The organism is Lysobacter sp. DMC104, from assembly GCF_056313665.1.
On record NZ_JBQUZW010000001.1, the window covers coordinates 75,205 to 91,169 of the forward strand.

Consider the following 15,965-nt stretch of genomic DNA (forward strand, 5'->3'; position numbering starts at 1 on the left):
TTCTCAGAGCTTGCTGGCGGCCAACTGGCTGGCGAGCTGGGCGATGGCCGGCTCCATCAGGTCGGTCAGCAGTTTGGGGTACACGCCGATCAGCAGCGTGCCGGCCGCGAAGACCGACAGCACGATCCACTCGCGGGGATTGATGTCCTCGAGCTCGGCGACGTGGGCGTTGCCGACTTCGCCGAACACCACGCGCTTGACCAGCCACAGCGTGTAGGCCGCGCCGACGATCAGCGTGATGGCGGCGGTGAAGGCGATCATCGGGTGCGCCTGGAAGCTGGCCAGCACCACCATGAACTCGCCGACGAAGCCTGACGTGCCCGGCAGGCCGGAGTTGGCCATGCCGAACAGCACGAAGAACATCGCGAACCACGGCATCACGTTGGCCACGCCGCCGTAGTCACGGATCATGCGGCTGTGCATGCGGTCGTAGAGCACGCCGACGCAGGAGAACATCGCGCCGGAGATGAAGCCGTGCGAGATCATCTGCACCATCGCACCCTGCAGGCCGAGGCGCGCGGCGTTGGCGGCGTTCGGATCGCTGGAATCGCGGATCAGCATCAGGGCGATGAAGGTACCGAGGGTGACGAAGCCCATGTGCGAGATCGACGAATACGCGATCAGCTTCTTCATGTCCTCCTGCACCAAGGCGACCAGGCCGATGTAGACCACCGCGATCAGGCTCAGCGCGATCACCAGCCAGGCGTAGTCGTGGCTGGCGTCCGGCACGATCGGCAGGTTGAAGCGCAGGAAACCGTAGCCGCCGATCTTCAGCATGATCGCGGCCAGGATCACCGAGCCACCGGTCGGCGCCTCGACGTGCGCGTCGGGCAACCAGGTGTGGACCGGGAACATCGGCACCTTGACCGCGAACGCGATCAGGAAGGCGAAGAACAGCCACATCTGCTCATGCGCTTCGAGGCGCAGTGCGTACAGATCGGGCAACTGCCAGCTGCCGGCCTTCAGGTACAGGTAGATCAGCCCGACCAGCATGAACACCGAGCCGAGGAACGTGTACAGGAAGAACTTCACCGACGCGTAGACGCGGCGCGGACCGCCCCAGACGCCGATGATGATGAACATCGGGATCAGCATGCCCTCGAAGAACACGTAGAACAGCATCGCGTCGATGGCGGAGAACACGCCGACCATCAGGCCTTCGAGGAACAGGAACGCGGCCACGTACTGGTTCACGCGCTTGTCGATCGACGTCCACGCACCGATCAGTACCAGCGCCGTGGTCAGCGTGGTCAGCACGATCAGCGCGACCGAGATGCCGTCGGCGCCGAGGTGGTACTGGATGCCGTAGCTCGGGATCCACTCGCGCTGCTCGACGAACTGCATGCCCGAGGTGAAGTAGTCGAAACCGGTGAGCAGCGGCAGGCTGAACGCGAAGGTCGCCAGCGCGACCGTCAGCGCCAGCCAGCGCGCGGTCTGCGCGCGACCCTGGCCGAGCGCGAGCGCCAGCGCGCCGCCGACGATGGGCAGCCAGATCAGGATGCTGAGAAGGGGCCAGTGTTGCATCGCGATTCGGTATCCGTCGGTTCGTGTCGATTAGTGCCAGAAGTTGATCAGCACGGCCAGCAGGGCGATCAGGCCGAGGATCATCGCGAAGGCGTAGTGATAGAGGTAGCCGGACTGCGTGCGGCGCAGCAGCCCCGACACCAGGTCGACGATGCGGGCACTGCCGTTGACGATCACGCCGTCGATGACGACCTCGTCGTGGCGACGCAGCAGCTTGCCCAGCTTGACGCCGCCGCCGGCGAAACCGCCGATCCACAGGTCGTCCATGCCGTACTTGTTGTTGAGCACGCGCGCAGCCAGCGCGAACGGCGGGAACGCAGCGAGCCTGGCCGGCAGGTCGGTGCGGAACAGGTACAGGAAGGTCGCCAGCGCGAAGCCGCCGAAGGCCAGCCAGAACGCGGGGGCCAGGAAACCGTGCAGCGCGAACGCCACGGAGCCGTGGAACTCCTCGGCCAGCTTCGCGACGACGTCGTGGTCCTTCAGCACCTCGATCGCGCCGAGGAAATAAGGCAGCACCTCGTGATGCCCACTCAGGTCCTTGCCGAACAGCATCGGGCCGACGGTGAAGAAGCCGATGAAGATCGAGGGGATCGCCAGCAGGATCAGCGGCAGCGTGACCACCCACGGCGACTCGTGCGGTTCGTGCGCGCCATGGCCGTGGCCATGATCGTCGTGGCCGTGGTCGTCATGCGCATGGTCGCCATGGTGCGCATCGGCATGGGCGTGGTCGTCGTGGCCGTGCGCGGCCGCATGGCGGAAGCGCTCCTCGCCGAAGAACGTCAGGTACAGCAGGCGGAAGCTGTAGAACGAGGTCACGAACGCGCCCAGCAGCACCGACCAGTAGCCGTAGGTCGCGATCCAGCCGTGGGCTTCATGCGCGTGTTCGGCGGCGGCCTCGATGATGGTGTCCTTCGAGTAGAAACCGCTGAAGAACGGCGTGCCGACCAGCGCCAGCGTGCCGATGAGGCTGGTCCAGAAGGTGATCGGCATGTACTTGCGCAGGCCGCCCATCTTCCGCATGTCCTGCTCGTGGTGCATGCCGATGATGACCGAACCGGCGGCGAGGAACAGCAGCGCCTTGAAGAAGGCGTGGGTCATCAGGTGGTACACAGCGGCGGAGTACGCCGACACGCCCAGCGCCACGGTCATGTAGCCCAGCTGCGACAGCGTCGAGTACGCAACCACGCGCTTGATGTCGTTCTGGACGATACCGATCAGGCCGGTGAAGAACGCGGTGGTCGCGCCGATGAACAGCACGAAGTCCAGCGCGGTCTGCGACAGCTCGAACAGCGGCGACATGCGCGCGACCATGAAGATGCCGGCGGTCACCATCGTCGCGGCGTGGATCAGCGCCGAGATCGGGGTCGGACCTTCCATCGAGTCCGGCAGCCACACGTGCAGCGGCACCTGCGCCGACTTGCCCATCGCGCCGATGAACAGGCAGATGCAGATCAGCGTCGCCACCGACCATTCGTGGCCGGCGAAGATCTGGACCGTCTGGCCGCCGCCGATCACGCTGGAGGCGTTGGCGAAGACCGTGGCGTAGTCCAGCGTGCCGAACCAGTACAGCACCGCGGCGATGCCCAGCAGGAAGCCAAAGTCGCCGACGCGGTTGACCAGGAAGGCCTTCATGTTCGCGAAGATCGCGCTGGGCCGCTTGAACCAGAAGCCGATCAGCAGATACGACACCAGGCCAACCGCTTCCCAGCCGAAGAACAGCTGCAGGAAGTTGTTGCCCATCACCAGCATCAGCATCGAGAAGGTGAAGAGGCTGATGTAGCTGAAGAAGCGCTGGTAGCCCGGGTCCTCGGCCATGTAGCCGATGGTGTAGACGTGGACCAGCAGCGAGACGAAGGTGACGACCACCATCATCATCGCGGTCAGCTTGTCGACCATGAAGCCGACGTGGGCGTCGTAACCGGCGACCTGGAAGAAGGTGTAGACGTTCTCGTTGAACGGCGTCGCGCCCTGCAGCAACTGCCACAGCGTGTGCACCGACAGCGCGCAGGCGGTGGCGACACCGAGAATGGTGACGGTGTGCGCGCCGGCGCGGCCGATGCGGCGGCCGAACAGGCCCGCGAGGATCGCGCCGAACAGCGGCGCGAGCACGACGGCGATCAGGACGGACTTCGAGATAGCGTACATACCGGTGCCGTCAGCCCTTGAGAGTGTCGATTTCGGTCACGTTGATCGTCCGGCGGTTGCGGAAGAGCGTGACCAGGATCGCCAGACCGATGGCGGCTTCGGCAGCGGCCACGGTCAGGATGAAGAACACGAAGATCTGCCCTGCCGCGTCGCCGAGGTGGCGCGAGAAGGCGACGAAGTTGATGTTGACGCTGAGCAGCATCAGCTCGATCGACATCAGCAGGATGATGACGTTCTTCCGGTTGAGGAAGATGCCGGCGACGCTGATGCAGAACAGCGCGGCGCCGAGCGCCAGGTAGTGCCCGAGGGCGAGCGGTCCGATCACGATTTCACCTCCTCGGTCGCGGCGGCTTCGGCGACGACCGGCTGTTCGGCCGCCATCTTCACCATGCGGATGCGGTCCTGCGCGCGGACGCGCGACTGCTCGGCGGGGTTCTGGTGCTTCACGCCGACGCGACGGCGCAGGGTCAGCATCACCGCCGCGATTACCGCGATGGTCAGGATGACCGCCGCGGTCTCGAACGGCAGCATGAAGTCGGTGAACAGCGTGCGCGCCAGCCACTCGGTGTTCGACAGGCCCTGCGCTTCGGCCGGGTCGGCACCGAAACCGGCGGCCAGCTGCGCCTTCACGCCGATCAGGGTCAGCATCTCGACCAGCATCACCACCGAGACCAGCAGGCCCAGCGGCAGGTAGCGGACGAAGCCTTCACGCAGCGGCGCGATGTCGACGTCGAGCATCATCACCACGAACAGGAACAGCACCATCACCGCGCCGACGTAGACGAGGATGAGGGCCACGCCGAGGAACTCGGCGCCGGCGATGATCCAGGTGCAGGCGACGGTGAAGAACGTCAGCACCAGGCACAGCGCAGCGTGCACCGGGTTGCGCACGGTGATCACCGCGCCGGCGGAGACGACGGCGACGAGCGCGAAGAAGAGGAAAGCGATGGTCGGCAGGTTTTCCACGGCGGTCCTCAGCGATAGGGCGCGTCGGCGGCGCGACGTTCGGCGATTTCCTTCTCGAGGCGATCACCGAGGGCCAGCAGCTTGGGCTTGGTCAGGATGTTCTCGCCGCGCTGCTCGAAGTGGTACTCGTGGATGTGGGTCTCCACGATCGAGTCGACGGGGCAGGATTCCTCGCAGAAGCCGCAGAAGATGCACTTGAACAGGTCGATGTCGTAGCGCGTGGTGCGGCGGGTGCCGTCCTCGCGGGGCTCCGAATCGATGGTGATGGCCAGCGCCGGGCAGACTGCCTCGCACAGCTTGCAGGCGATGCAGCGCTCTTCCCCGTTGGGATAGCGGCGCAGCGCATGCAGGCCGCGGAAACGCGGCGACTGCGGCGTCTTTTCCATCGGGTACATCAGCGTGTACTTCGGACGGAACAGGTACTTCAGGGTCAGCCACATGCCCTGGAACAGTTCCAGCAGCAGCAGGCTCTTGAGATAGGCGACGATCTTGTCCATCACTGGCCGGCCTCGAAGATCTGGAAGTGCACCAGCAGTGCGGCGACGAAGATCCACGCCATGGTGACCGGGATGAAGACCTTCCAGCCCAGCCGCATGATCTGGTCGTAGCGGTAGCGCGGGAACGAGGCGCGGAACCAGATGAACAGGCTGGCGAACAGGAACACCTTCGCCAGCAGCCACGGCCAACCGCCCTTCCAGATCCAGTCGACCCACGGCGACACGTCGGCCGTGATCAGGCCCTGCAGCGGGCTGAGCCAGCCGCCGAGGAAGAACAGCGCGGTCAGGAAGCTGACCAGGATCATGTTCGCGTATTCGGCGAGGAAGAACAGGGAGAACTGCGACCCCGAATACTCGACCATGTGGCCGGCGACGATTTCCGACTCGCCTTCCACCACGTCGAACGGCGCGCGGTTGGTTTCGGCCACGCCGGAGATGAAGTAGACGACGAACAGCGGCAGCAGCGGGAACCAGAACCACTCGAACGGACCGGCGTTGCCCGCCTGGGCCATCACGATGTCGGTGAGGTTGAGGCTGCCGGCGGCGATCAGCACGCCGACGAGGGCGAAGCCCATCGCGATCTCGTACGAGACGACCTGCGCGGCGGAACGCATCGCGCCGAGGAAGGCGTACTTCGAGTTGGAGGCCCAGCCGGCGAGGATGATGCCGTACACGCCCAGCGAGGTCATCGCCAGCAGGTACAGCAGGCCGGCGTTGGCGTTCGACAGCACGACGCGCGCGTCGAACGGCACCACCGCCCAGGCGGCGAAGGCCGGCACCAGCGCGATCATCGGCGCGAGGATGTACAGCGGCTTGTTCGCGCTGGACGGCTGCAACACTTCCTTGAACAGCAGCTTGAACACGTCCGCGAAGGCCTGGAGGATGCCCCAGCCGACGTACATCGGCCCGTGGCGCACGTGCATCCAGCCGATCAGCTTGCGTTCCCAGACCACGTAGAACGCGACCGAGATGATCACCGGCATGGCGACCGCGAGGATCTTCAGGATGATCCACAGGAACGGCCCCATCGTCGGGCCGAGCGCGAACAGCCAGTCGCGCAGCGGGTCGAACAGCATCTCCATCAGACCACCCCCGTCACGCGCACGCGGCCTGCGCCGAGCGCTGCCGTCGGGCCGTAGCCCGCTTCGACCCACGCCGCGCCTTGCGCGACGCGGTCGTCGACCACGACCTGCAGGGTCGCGGTGCCGACGCCGTTGTCGAGCTTCGCCATCGCGCCTTCCTCCACACCGGCCGCAGCGGCATCGGCCGAATGCAGCACGACGCGCGGACCGGCATTGAGCGGGTGCGACTGCAGCGCCGCGGCGCGACGCACCGTGGCGTCGACGCGGTAGATCGCCTGCGACACCGCCAGTTCAAGGCCCTCGCCCGCCTGCGGCTGCGCCGCGGACGCGGCGACCTGCACATTGCGCGGCGCGAGGCCGGCGTCGGACAGATCGGTGAAGGCGAAGGCGTTCGCGCCGAGCGTGCCGCCGAGGGCGCGCAGCACGCGCCAGCCCGGACGCGCCTCGCCCGGCAACTTGCCGCCGGCGACGGTGCGCTGGTCGGTGCCGGCGAGATTGGTCAGCGTGGCCTCGATTTCCGGCAGCGCACCGATCGGCAGGATCACGTCGGCGACGTTGCGGGTCGAGCGGCAGGCGTACTGGCTGAAGGCCACGACCTTCGCCGCGCCCAGCGCCTTCAACGCGCGGGACTGGTGGGCGAAATCGAGCCCCGGCTCGATGCCGTAGATCACGTAGGCCTTGCGCGCGTCGGCGAGCATCGCCTGCGCATCGCGCGCGGTCGGCAGCACGCCCATGCGGGCGAGACCGAGCGCGTTCGCGCCCTGCGGGATGCGGCAGACCGCGGCATCGTGCGCAGCGGCGAACGCGGCCGCGGCCTTGCGGATGGCGGCCGCGTGCGCGGAGGTTTCCGCGACCGCACCGACGATCACCGCACCGCGGGTCACGCCTTCGAGCTTCAGATTCGACAGCGCCGACGCCAGCTGCGACGGCGGCACGATCGTCTTCGAGGTAATCGCGAACGCGAAGTCGAAGTCGACCGGGTTGACCACGTGGATCTTCGCGCCGCGCTTCGCCGCCTTGCGCAGGCGCTGGTGCAGCAGCGGGACTTCATGGCGCAGGTTGGTGCCGACCAGCACGATGGCGTCGGCGGCTTCCAGATCGGCCACGGCCATGCCGAAGGCTTCGGCGACCGCGCCGTCGGACAGGTCGTGCTGCGCGATGCGGTGATCGACGTTGCCGGTGCCCAGCGCGTCGGCAAGACGCGCGAGCAGCGCGCCTTCCTCGTTCGAGGTCGACGGATGCACGAGCACACCGAGGTCGTCGCCGCGGTGCGCGGACAGGATCTCGACGGCCTTCGCCAGCGCCTCGTCCCAGTTCGCTTCGCGGAAGGCTTCGGGTTCACCGCCCTCGCCCACCCGGATCATCGGCTTCTTCGCACGATCGTCGGCGTAGAGGCCCTGGTGCGAATAGCGGTCGCGATCCGACAGCCAGCATTCGTTGACCGCTTCGTTGTCGCGCGGCACGGTGCGCAGCACGTCGCCGCGGCGCACATGCAGGAACAGGTTGCTGCCCAGCGCGTCGTGGTAACCGAGCGATTCGCGCGCGACCAGCTCCCACGGACGCGCGCGGAAGCGGAACACCTTGTTGGTCAGCGCGCCGACCGGGCAGACGTCGATGACGTTGCCGGAGAGTTCGGTCGTCAGCGGCTTGCCGTCGTAGGTGCCGATCTGCAGGTTCTCGCCGCGCTGCATGCCGCCCAGCTCGTAGGTGCCGGCGACGTCAGCGGTGAAGCGCACGCAGCGCGTGCACTGGATGCAGCGGGTCATCTCGGTGGCGACCAGCGGGCCCATGTCCTCGTCGGCGACCACGCGCTTGCGCTCGGCGAAGCGGCTGACCGAACGGCCGTAGCCCAGCGACAGGTCCTGCAGTTCGCACTCGCCGCCCTGATCGCAGATCGGGCAGTCGAGCGGATGGTTGATCAGCAGGAACTCCATGACGTTCCGCTGTGCCTTCAGCGCCTTCTCGTTGCGCGTGAAGATCTTCATGCCGTCGGCCACGGGCGTGGCGCAGGCCGGCTGCGGCTTGGGCATCGGGCGACCGCCCATTTCGGCGTCGACCAGGCACATGCGGCAGTTCGCGGCGATCGGCAGCTTCTCGTGGTAGCAGAAGCGCGGGATCGGGATGCCGGCCTTGTCGGCGGCCTGGATGATCATCGAGCCCTTCGGCGCGAACAGCGCGCGGCCGTCGATCTCGATGCTGACGTGCCCCTCGGGCACGACCGGCGCGGCGGGGGCCGCGGTCTCGGTGCTCATGCGGCCACCTCCCCGACGACGGTGCCGGCGCGCTGGTCATCGACCAGGAAACGCTTGTTCACGATCGCGTATTCGAATTCGTTCCAGAAATGACGCAGGAAGCCCTGCACCGGCCACGCCGCGGCTTCGCCGAACGCGCAGATGGTGTGGCCTTCGATCTGGCCGGCGGCGGCCTTCAGCATGCGCAGGTCGTCCATCGTCGCCTGCTTCTCGACGATGCGGGTCAGCATGCGGTACATCCAGCCCGTGCCTTCGCGGCACGGCGTGCACTGGCCGCAGCTTTCCTTGAAGTAGAAGCGCGAGATGCGCTGGCAGGCGCGCACCATGCAGGCGGTCTCGTCCATCACGATAACCGCGCCCGAACCCAGGCCCGAGCCGGCCTTCTGGATGCTGTCGTAGTCCATCGTGAGGCCCAGCATCGTCTCGCCCGGCAGCACCGGCATCGACGAACCACCGGGGATCACCGCCTTGAGCTTGTGGCCGTTGCGCACGCCGCCGGCCATCGCCAGCAGGTCGGCGAACGAGGTGCCGAGGCGGATCTCGTAGTTGCCCGGCTTGTTGACGTGGCCGGACACCGAGAACACCTTCGGGCCGCCGTTGTTCGGCTTGCCGAGGTTGAGGAACCACTCCGCGCCGTTGCGGATGATCGCCGGCACGGACGCGTAGGTCTCGGTGTTGTTGATCGTGGTCGGCTTGCCGTACAGGCCGAAGTTCGCCGGGAACGGCGGCTTGAAGCGCGGCTGGCCCTTCTTGCCTTCCAGCGACTCCATCAGCGCGGTCTCTTCACCGCAGATATAGGCGCCGGCACCCAACGCGTTGTAGATGTCGATGTCGACGCCGCTGCCGAGCACGTTCTTGCCGAGCCAGCCGTGCTTGTAGGCCTCGGCGGTGGCTTCTTCCAGATGCTCGAACGGCTCGTGGTGGAACTCGCCGCGCAGGTAGTTGTAGGCGACCGTCGAACCGGTCGCGTAGCAGGCGATCGCCATGCCCTCGACCACCGCATGCGGGTTGAAGCGCAGGATGTCGCGGTCCTTGCAGGTGCCGGGCTCGGATTCGTCGGAATTGCAGAGGATGTACTTCTGCATGCCGGCGCCCTTGGGCATGAAGCTCCACTTCAGGCCGGTCGGAAAGCCCGCGCCGCCGCGACCGCGCAGGCCGGAGGCCTTCACCATCTCGACGACCTGCTCCGGCGGGATCTTCTCTTCGAGGATCTTGCGCAACGCGCTGTAGCCGCCGGTCTTGAGGTAGTTCTCGTACGACCACGGCTTGTCGAAATGCAGCGTGGTATAGACGACCTGGTGCTCCTGCGGCGCGGGGCCGACGGGACCGGTGGCGTGGGGGCCGTGCTCATTGGAGCCGTGGTGTGCCATCTCGTCGACCGCCTTATTTCAGACCGTCGAGCAGCTCGTCCACCTTCTCGGGCGTGAGCTTCTCGTGGTAGTGACCGTTGATGACCATCATCGGCGCGCCGCAGCAGGCGGCCAGGCATTCTTCCTCGCGCTTGAGGAAGATGCGGCCGTCGGCGGAGGACTCGCCCAGCTTGCAGCCGAGCTTCTTCTCGGCGTGCGCGACCAGTTCCTCGGCGCCGTTGAGCCAGCAGCTGATGTTGGTGCAGAACGCGACGTTGTTGCGGCCGACGGGCTCGGTCTCGAACATCGAGTAGAAGGTCGCGACCTCGTACGCCCACACCGGCGGCAGGTCGAGGTACTTCGCGACCGCGGCGATGAGTTCGTCGCTCAGCCAGCCGCCGTTCTGCTCCTGCGCAGCGTGCAGGCCCTGCAGCACGGCCGAACGCTTGCGGTCAGGCGGGAACTTGGCCAGCCAGTGGTCGATGTGGGCCCGCGTCTTGTCGGTCAACGCGACCATCGGGTCGACGTTGCGGCAGGCTTCGAAATTTCCGGTCGCTTTCATTCTGGGTGCGTCCTCAGCGATCGATTTCGCCGAACACGATGTCGTAGGTGCCGATCATCGCGACCACGTCGGCCAGCATGTGGCCCTTCACGATCGCGTCCATCGACGACAGGTGCGCGAAGCCCGGCGCGCGCAGGTGCACGCGGAAGGGCTTGTTCGCGCCGTCGGAGACGAGGTAGCAGCCGAACTCGCCTTTCGGCGCCTCGACCGCGCTGTAGGTCTCGCCGGCCGGCACGCAGTAGCCTTCGCTGAACAGCTTGAAGTGGTGGATCAGCGCTTCCATGTCGTCCTTCATGGACTCGCGCTTCGGCGGCGCCACCTTGTAGTTGTCCAGCATCACCGGGCCGGGATTGGCGCGCAGCCACTTCACGCACTGCTTGATGATGCGGTTGGACTCGCGCATCTCGGCGATGCGGACGAGGTAACGGTCGTAGCAATCGCCGTTGACGCCGACCGGGATGTCGAAATCGACGTTCGCATAGCGCGCGTACGGCTGCTTCTTGCGCAGGTCCCAGGCGATGCCGGAGCCGCGGATCATCGGACCGGTCATGCCCCACGCCAGCGCCTGCTCCGGCGGGATCACGCCGATGCCGACGGTGCGCTGCTTCCAGATGCGGTTGTCGGTCAGCAGCGTCTCGTATTCGTCGACGCGCTTCGGGAAATCGTCGGTGAAGGCGTCGAGGTAATCGAGCATCGAGCCTTCGCGCCATTCGTTGAAGCGCTTGAGCTTGCCGCCCTTGCGCCACGGCGATTCGCGGTACTGCGGCATCTTCTCCGGCAGGTCGCGGTAGACGCCGCCCGGACGGTAGTAGGCCGCGTGCATGCGCGCGCCGGACACCGCCTCGTAGACGTCCATCAGCTCTTCGCGTTCACGGAACGCATAGAGGAACACCGCCATCGCGCCGAGGTCGAGCGCGTTCGAGCCCACCCACATCAGGTGGTTCAGGATGCGCGTGATCTCGTCGAACATCGTGCGGATCCACTGCGCGCGCTCCGGCGCCTCGATCCCCATCAGGGTCTCGATCGCGCGCACGTAGGCGTGCTCGTTGCACATCATCGACACGTAATCCAGACGATCCATGTAGCCGATCGACTGGTTGAAGGGCTTGGACTCGGCGAGCTTCTCGGTGCCGCGATGCAGCAGGCCGACGTGCGGGTCGGCGCGCTGCACGATCTCGCCGTCCATCTCGAGGATGAGGCGGAGCACGCCGTGCGCGGCCGGGTGCTGCGGGCCGAAGTTCAGCGTGTAGTTGCGGATTTCCTGCTTCGCCTCGGCGGCGTTGCTGGCGAAGGCCTCGTGGGCCTGGTGTGCGGTGCTCATGGTCAGTTCCCCGCCTTCCGCGCCATCTGCTCACCGGCGGCGGTGGCGTAACGGGCGTCGTCGCGGATCACGCGCGGCACGCCGACGCGCGGCTCGACCGAGGTGACGGGTTCGTACACGACGCGCTTCTTCTCTTCGTCGTAGCGCACTTCGACGTTGCCGATCAGCGGGAAATCCTTGCGGAACGGATGGCCGACGAAGCCGTAGTCGGTGAGGATGCGACGCAGGTCCGGATGGCCTTCGAAGATGATGCCGAACAGGTCGAACGCCTCGCGCTCGAACCAGTTGGCGATCGGCCAGATGTCGGTCACCGACGCCACGATCGGCAGGTCGTCGTTCGGCGCGAACGCCTTCACCCGCACGCGACGGTTGTGCTGCACCGACAGCAACTGCGCGACCGCGGCGTAACGCTGCGCCGGCGCGGGCATCGACGCTTCCGCACCGGGCTGCGCGACCTGGCGGCTCGGCGCCTCGCCGTACTTGAAGCGACCGACGTTGCGGCCTTCGACGCCGCGGCTGAAGCCCTCGGAGGACACGTCGGTGTCCCACTCGTCGCTGCCGTAGCCGAGGTGGTCGAGGCCGCAGAGATCGATCAGCGATTCGAAGCCGAACTCGTCGCGGAGCGCGACGCAGCCGGCATGCCAGTCGGCGGCGGCGAACACGATGCCGACTTCGCCGCGCGGCTCGGCGACCTCGACGGTCGCGTCCGGGAAGCGCGCGCGCAGGCGCTCGGCGAAAGCCTGGGAAGTCTCGCGCATGTCAGTACACGCCCTGCTTCTGATCGCCGAAGTTGGTGCCGCGGCGGATCTTCTTCTGCAACTGGAGGATGCCGTAGACCAGCGCTTCGGCGGTCGGCGGGCAGCCTGGCACGTAGACGTCGACCGGCACCACGCGGTCGCAGCCGCGCACCACCGAGTAGGAATAGTGGTAGTAGCCGCCGCCGTTGGCGCAGCTGCCCATCGAGATCACCCACTTGGGGTTGGGCATCTGGTCGTAGACCTTGCGCAGCGCGGGGGCCATCTTGTTGACCAGCGTGCCGGCGACGATCATCACGTCCGACTGGCGCGGCGACGGGCGGAACACCACGCCGTAGCGGTCCAGGTCGAGGCGCGCGGCGCCGGCGTGCATCATCTCCACCGCGCAGCAGGCGAGACCGAACGTCATCGGCCACATCGAGCCGGTGCGCGCCCAGTTCCAGAGCACGTCCATGCTGGTGGTGACGAAACCCTGCTCCAGCAGCGGATTGCCTTCGGTGGAGAGCAGGCTCTCCGGGCGCAGGATGTCGTCGACCCGCCCTTCCGGAATCGGGTTGTTCGCGAAATCCGCGATCTTCTGGATGGAACCGGTCACTCCCATTCCAGTGCTCCCTTCTTCCACACGTAGACGAAACCGATCACCAGCAACCCGAGGAACACGCCCATCTCGACCAGGCCGTAGTTGCCCAGTTCGCGGAACGTGAGCGCCCACGGATAGACGAAGGCGATTTCGAGGTCGAAGACGATGAAGAGGATGGCGACGAGGTAGTAGCGCACGTCGAACCGCATGCGCGCGTCCTCGAACGCGTTGAAGCCGCACTCGTAGGGCGACAGCTTCTCGGTGCTCGGGCGTCTGGGGCCCAGCACGTTGCCGATGACGATGAGGGCGATGCCGATGACGGCGGCAACGATCAGAAACAGCAGGGTCGGCAGATATTCGGCCAGCACGCGTGTGTTCTCTCGGCGAGGGTGTTGCGAGGGGGAACGCCCGTCCGCCTGACGCGCCCCGGAGGGGGACGATGCGCCTGCGTGCCGCCGCGAAGATGTGGTGCCCAAGGGGGGACTCGAACCCCCACGACCTAAGTCGCTACCACCTCAAGGTAGTGCGTCTACCAATTCCGCCACCTGGGCAATTTCCGCGGCTCCGCGCCGAGCGGGACGCGAAGCCGGACTATTGTAAAGGATGCGGATGGAAAGACGCACCCTTTTCTTTCGTCGAATCGACATGTCGCCGATCCGGTGAAACTCCGCCGCGACGACCGCCTTGCGATGCGTCGCGACGTCATCGGGCGCGGCGATGCGCGCCCGGAATCACGTCAGCCGCCCTTCTTCTCCCCGGCAGGCGCGGGCGCCGGCGCAGAGGTGGCCGGCGCGGGCGCGGCAGGCGCCGTCTGCACAGCGGGCACCGCGGGCGCGGTCGGCACCGGGGCCGGCTGCGCGGGTGCAGTCGGCAGTTGCGCCGGGGCCTTGGCGGGTTCGGCGGCGGTCGAGACCACACCGAGATCCTGCTCCGACGCCGGCTTGGCCTTGCCGCCATGCGAGGCGTACCACGCCATGAACAGGCTGATGCCGAAGAAGGCGATGGCCAGCCAGCGCGTCGTCTTCGACAGGAAGCTGGACGCGCCGCGCGCGCCGAACACCGTGGACGAAGCGCCGCCGCCGAAACCGGAACCGGCCTGCGCACCGGCGCCACGCTGGAGCAGGATGAGCGCGATCATCGAGATCGCGACCAGCACATAGATCACATTGAGGAACAGCATCATCGGTTGAGCGCCCGTCAGGAAGGTCGTCGTGCCGGCACGTCCCGTCCGGGGCGGCCGGCGCGCAAGGCGGCGATCAGGCCCGGGCGGCCGCGACGATGGCGAGGAAGTCGGCCGCCACAAGCGAGGCGCCGCCGATCAGACCACCATCCACGTCCGGCTGCGCGAACAGCTCGGCCGCGTTGTCCGGCTTGCAGCTGCCCCCGTACAGGATGGACAGCGAGCCGGCGATTGTAGCATCGCGGGCCGCGACTTCGCCACGAATGAAGGCGTGGACGGCCTGGGCCTGCGCCGGGGTGGCGGTCTTGCCGGTGCCGATCGCCCAAACCGGTTCGTACGCGACCACCGCCCCTTGGAACGCCTGCGGGCCGCAAAGTTCGAAGATCGCCGACAGCTGGGTCTCGATCCGGTATTCGGTCTGGCCGGCCTCGCGCTCATGCAGCGATTCGCCGACGCACAGGATCGGCACCAGCCCGGCGTGCTTGGCGGCCTGGAACTTGCGGGCGACCAGCGCGTCGCCTTCACCGTGGTACTGGCGACGCTCGGAATGGCCGACCAGCCCGTAGCGGGCACCGATGTCGACCAGCATCGCGGCCGACACCTCGCCGGTGAAGGCACCTTTCTCGTTGGCGCTGACGTCCTGGGCGCCGAATTCGATGCCGCTGCGCGGGAAGGCCTCGATCAGGCCGCCCAGATAGGGCAGCGGCGGCAGCACGACCACGTCCGGCCCGCCATGGAGGCCAGCCACTTCGGCGGCGATGGCGCCGACCAGATCGGCCGCGAAGGCACGGGTCCCGTGCAGTTTCCAGTTGCCGGCGACGATCTTGCGACGCATGACGCACTCCAGGACAAGGGGGCGACAGGATAGCCGAAGCGGCCCGCGACACCGGCAGACCGCCCGCCGCGGGCCGGCTAAGCTGTGCGGCCGCACCCCATGGACCCAGACACATGCAGGCCGATTCCCGGGGCTTCGCCCTGATCACGGGCGCCTCCAGCGGTATCGGCGCTGCGATCGCCCGCGAGTACGCGCGCCGCGGCGTGCCGGTGATCCTCACCGCTCGTCGCGCCGACCGGCTGGAGGCACTGGCCGCCGAGCTGCGCGGCAAGGTCGAGGCGGTGACACTGGCCGCCGATCTCGCCGACCCGGCGGCGCCCGCCGCGCTGCAGGCCGAGATCGCGGCGCGCGGGTTGCACGTGGCGCACCTCGTCAACAACGCCGGCTACGGCGTGCCGGGGCGCTACCTGTCGGTCGACTGGAAGACCCACGCCGATTTCCTGCAGGTGCTGGTGACCTCGGTCTGCGAATTGAGCCACCGCTTCCTGCCGGCGATGGAAGCCGCCGGCCACGGCCGTATCCTCAACGTCGCCTCGCTGGCCGGACTGGTGCCGGCCTCGGCCGGGCACACGCTGTACGGCGCGGCGAAAAGCTTCGTCATCCGCTTCTCCGAATGCCTGGCGCTGGAAGTCGCGGACCGCGGCGTGAACGTCTGCGCGCTGTGCCCCGGCTTCACCTACAGCGAATTCCACGACGTCAACGGCATGCGCGAGCGGGTGTCGAAACTGCCGCGCTGGCTGTGGCTGGACGCCGACACCGTCGCCCGCCAGGGCATCGATGCGGTCGAAGCCGGACGCACGCGACGGGTCACCGGTGGCGCCAACCGCGCGATCGCCGCGGTGTCGAAATACCTGCCCGACCCGGTCGCGCGGGCGCTCGTCGCGAGCCGCAGCAAGGAATTCCGCGACGCCGAATGA

16 protein-coding genes and 1 tRNA gene are annotated in these 15,965 nt (G+C 67.2%); 1 reads left to right on the top strand and 16 read right to left on the bottom strand.

Translation table 11 applies throughout. From position 1 onward, the window contains the following. Positions 1 to 3: 3 nt before the first annotated feature. From ACT53R_RS00330 to tpiA, 16 genes are all read right to left on the bottom strand, one after another. Entirely contained in the window at positions 4 to 1,524 is a 1,521-nt protein-coding gene (locus ACT53R_RS00330; protein WP_476169844.1) for an NADH-quinone oxidoreductase subunit M, read from the bottom strand. A gap of 30 nt (positions 1,525 to 1,554) precedes the next feature. After that, positions 1,555 to 3,669: an NADH-quinone oxidoreductase subunit L gene (nuoL, locus tag ACT53R_RS00335; protein WP_476169845.1), complete on the bottom strand. Its 2,115-nt coding sequence runs from the start codon at positions 3,667 to 3,669 to the stop codon at positions 1,555 to 1,557. Between the two features lie 10 nt (positions 3,670 to 3,679). Next, positions 3,680 to 3,991: an NADH-quinone oxidoreductase subunit NuoK gene (gene nuoK / locus ACT53R_RS00340; RefSeq protein ID WP_476170298.1), complete on the bottom strand. Its 312-nt coding sequence runs from the start codon at positions 3,989 to 3,991 to the stop codon at positions 3,680 to 3,682. Beyond that, positions 3,991 to 4,635: an NADH-quinone oxidoreductase subunit J gene (locus ACT53R_RS00345; RefSeq protein WP_476169846.1), complete on the bottom strand. Its 645-nt coding sequence runs from the start codon at positions 4,633 to 4,635 to the stop codon at positions 3,991 to 3,993. The genes nuoK and ACT53R_RS00345 overlap by 1 nt, the downstream gene beginning before the upstream one ends. Before the next feature lie 8 nt (positions 4,636 to 4,643). After that, the gene (gene nuoI / locus ACT53R_RS00350) at positions 4,644 to 5,132 is read right to left on the bottom strand and encodes an NADH-quinone oxidoreductase subunit NuoI (RefSeq protein ID WP_476169847.1); all 489 of its coding nucleotides are present in this window, start codon (positions 5,130 to 5,132) and stop codon (positions 4,644 to 4,646) included. Next, on the bottom strand, positions 5,132 to 6,214 hold the full coding sequence (nuoH, locus tag ACT53R_RS00355; RefSeq protein WP_476169848.1) for an NADH-quinone oxidoreductase subunit NuoH: 1,083 nt from the start codon (positions 6,212 to 6,214) through the stop codon (positions 5,132 to 5,134). Before nuoH ends, nuoI begins: the two co-directional genes overlap by 1 nt. Next, the gene (gene nuoG, locus ACT53R_RS00360; RefSeq protein WP_476169849.1) at positions 6,214 to 8,466 is read right to left on the bottom strand and encodes an NADH-quinone oxidoreductase subunit NuoG; all 2,253 of its coding nucleotides are present in this window, start codon (positions 8,464 to 8,466) and stop codon (positions 6,214 to 6,216) included. The genes nuoH and nuoG overlap by 1 nt, the downstream gene beginning before the upstream one ends. Further along, positions 8,463 to 9,836: an NADH-quinone oxidoreductase subunit NuoF gene (gene nuoF, locus ACT53R_RS00365; protein WP_476169850.1), complete on the bottom strand. Its 1,374-nt coding sequence runs from the start codon at positions 9,834 to 9,836 to the stop codon at positions 8,463 to 8,465. The genes nuoG and nuoF overlap by 4 nt, the downstream gene beginning before the upstream one ends. Positions 9,837 to 9,849: 13 nt before the next feature. Next, entirely contained in the window at positions 9,850 to 10,377 is a 528-nt protein-coding gene (gene nuoE / locus ACT53R_RS00370) for an NADH-quinone oxidoreductase subunit NuoE (protein WP_476169851.1), read from the bottom strand. A 13-nt stretch (positions 10,378 to 10,390) separates the two neighbouring features. Beyond that, positions 10,391 to 11,698 (bottom strand): NADH-quinone oxidoreductase subunit D, encoded by a 1,308-nt coding sequence (locus tag ACT53R_RS00375; RefSeq protein ID WP_476169852.1) that lies wholly within the window; start codon positions 11,696 to 11,698, stop codon positions 10,391 to 10,393. A gap of 2 nt (positions 11,699 to 11,700) precedes the next feature. Beyond that, positions 11,701 to 12,456 carry an NADH-quinone oxidoreductase subunit C gene (locus ACT53R_RS00380; RefSeq protein WP_476169853.1) on the bottom strand — a complete coding sequence of 252 codons (756 nt, stop codon included), beginning with the start codon at positions 12,454 to 12,456 and terminating at the stop codon, positions 11,701 to 11,703. 1 nt (position 12,457) lies between these two features. Next, entirely contained in the window at positions 12,458 to 13,054 is a 597-nt protein-coding gene (locus ACT53R_RS00385) for a NuoB/complex I 20 kDa subunit family protein (protein ID WP_476169854.1), read from the bottom strand. Beyond that, positions 13,045 to 13,401, bottom strand: a complete 357-nt coding sequence (locus tag ACT53R_RS00390) for an NADH-quinone oxidoreductase subunit A (RefSeq protein WP_476169855.1) — start codon at positions 13,399 to 13,401, stop codon at positions 13,045 to 13,047. Before ACT53R_RS00390 ends, ACT53R_RS00385 begins: the two co-directional genes overlap by 10 nt. 98 nt (positions 13,402 to 13,499) lie before the next feature. Further along, positions 13,500 to 13,584: transfer RNA gene (locus ACT53R_RS00395), tRNA-Leu, on the bottom strand. Between the two features lie 185 nt (positions 13,585 to 13,769). After that, entirely contained in the window at positions 13,770 to 14,216 is a 447-nt protein-coding gene (gene secG / locus ACT53R_RS00400) for a preprotein translocase subunit SecG (RefSeq protein ID WP_476169856.1), read from the bottom strand. A gap of 73 nt (positions 14,217 to 14,289) precedes the next feature. Continuing rightward, positions 14,290 to 15,048: a triose-phosphate isomerase gene (gene tpiA / locus ACT53R_RS00405; RefSeq protein WP_476169857.1), complete on the bottom strand. Its 759-nt coding sequence runs from the start codon at positions 15,046 to 15,048 to the stop codon at positions 14,290 to 14,292. A 113-nt stretch (positions 15,049 to 15,161) separates the two neighbouring features. On the opposite strand from tpiA, the gene ACT53R_RS00410 reads away from it, so the two are divergent. Further along, positions 15,162 to 15,965, top strand: coding sequence for an SDR family NAD(P)-dependent oxidoreductase (locus tag ACT53R_RS00410; RefSeq protein WP_476169858.1), 804 nt, complete (start codon positions 15,162 to 15,164; stop codon positions 15,963 to 15,965).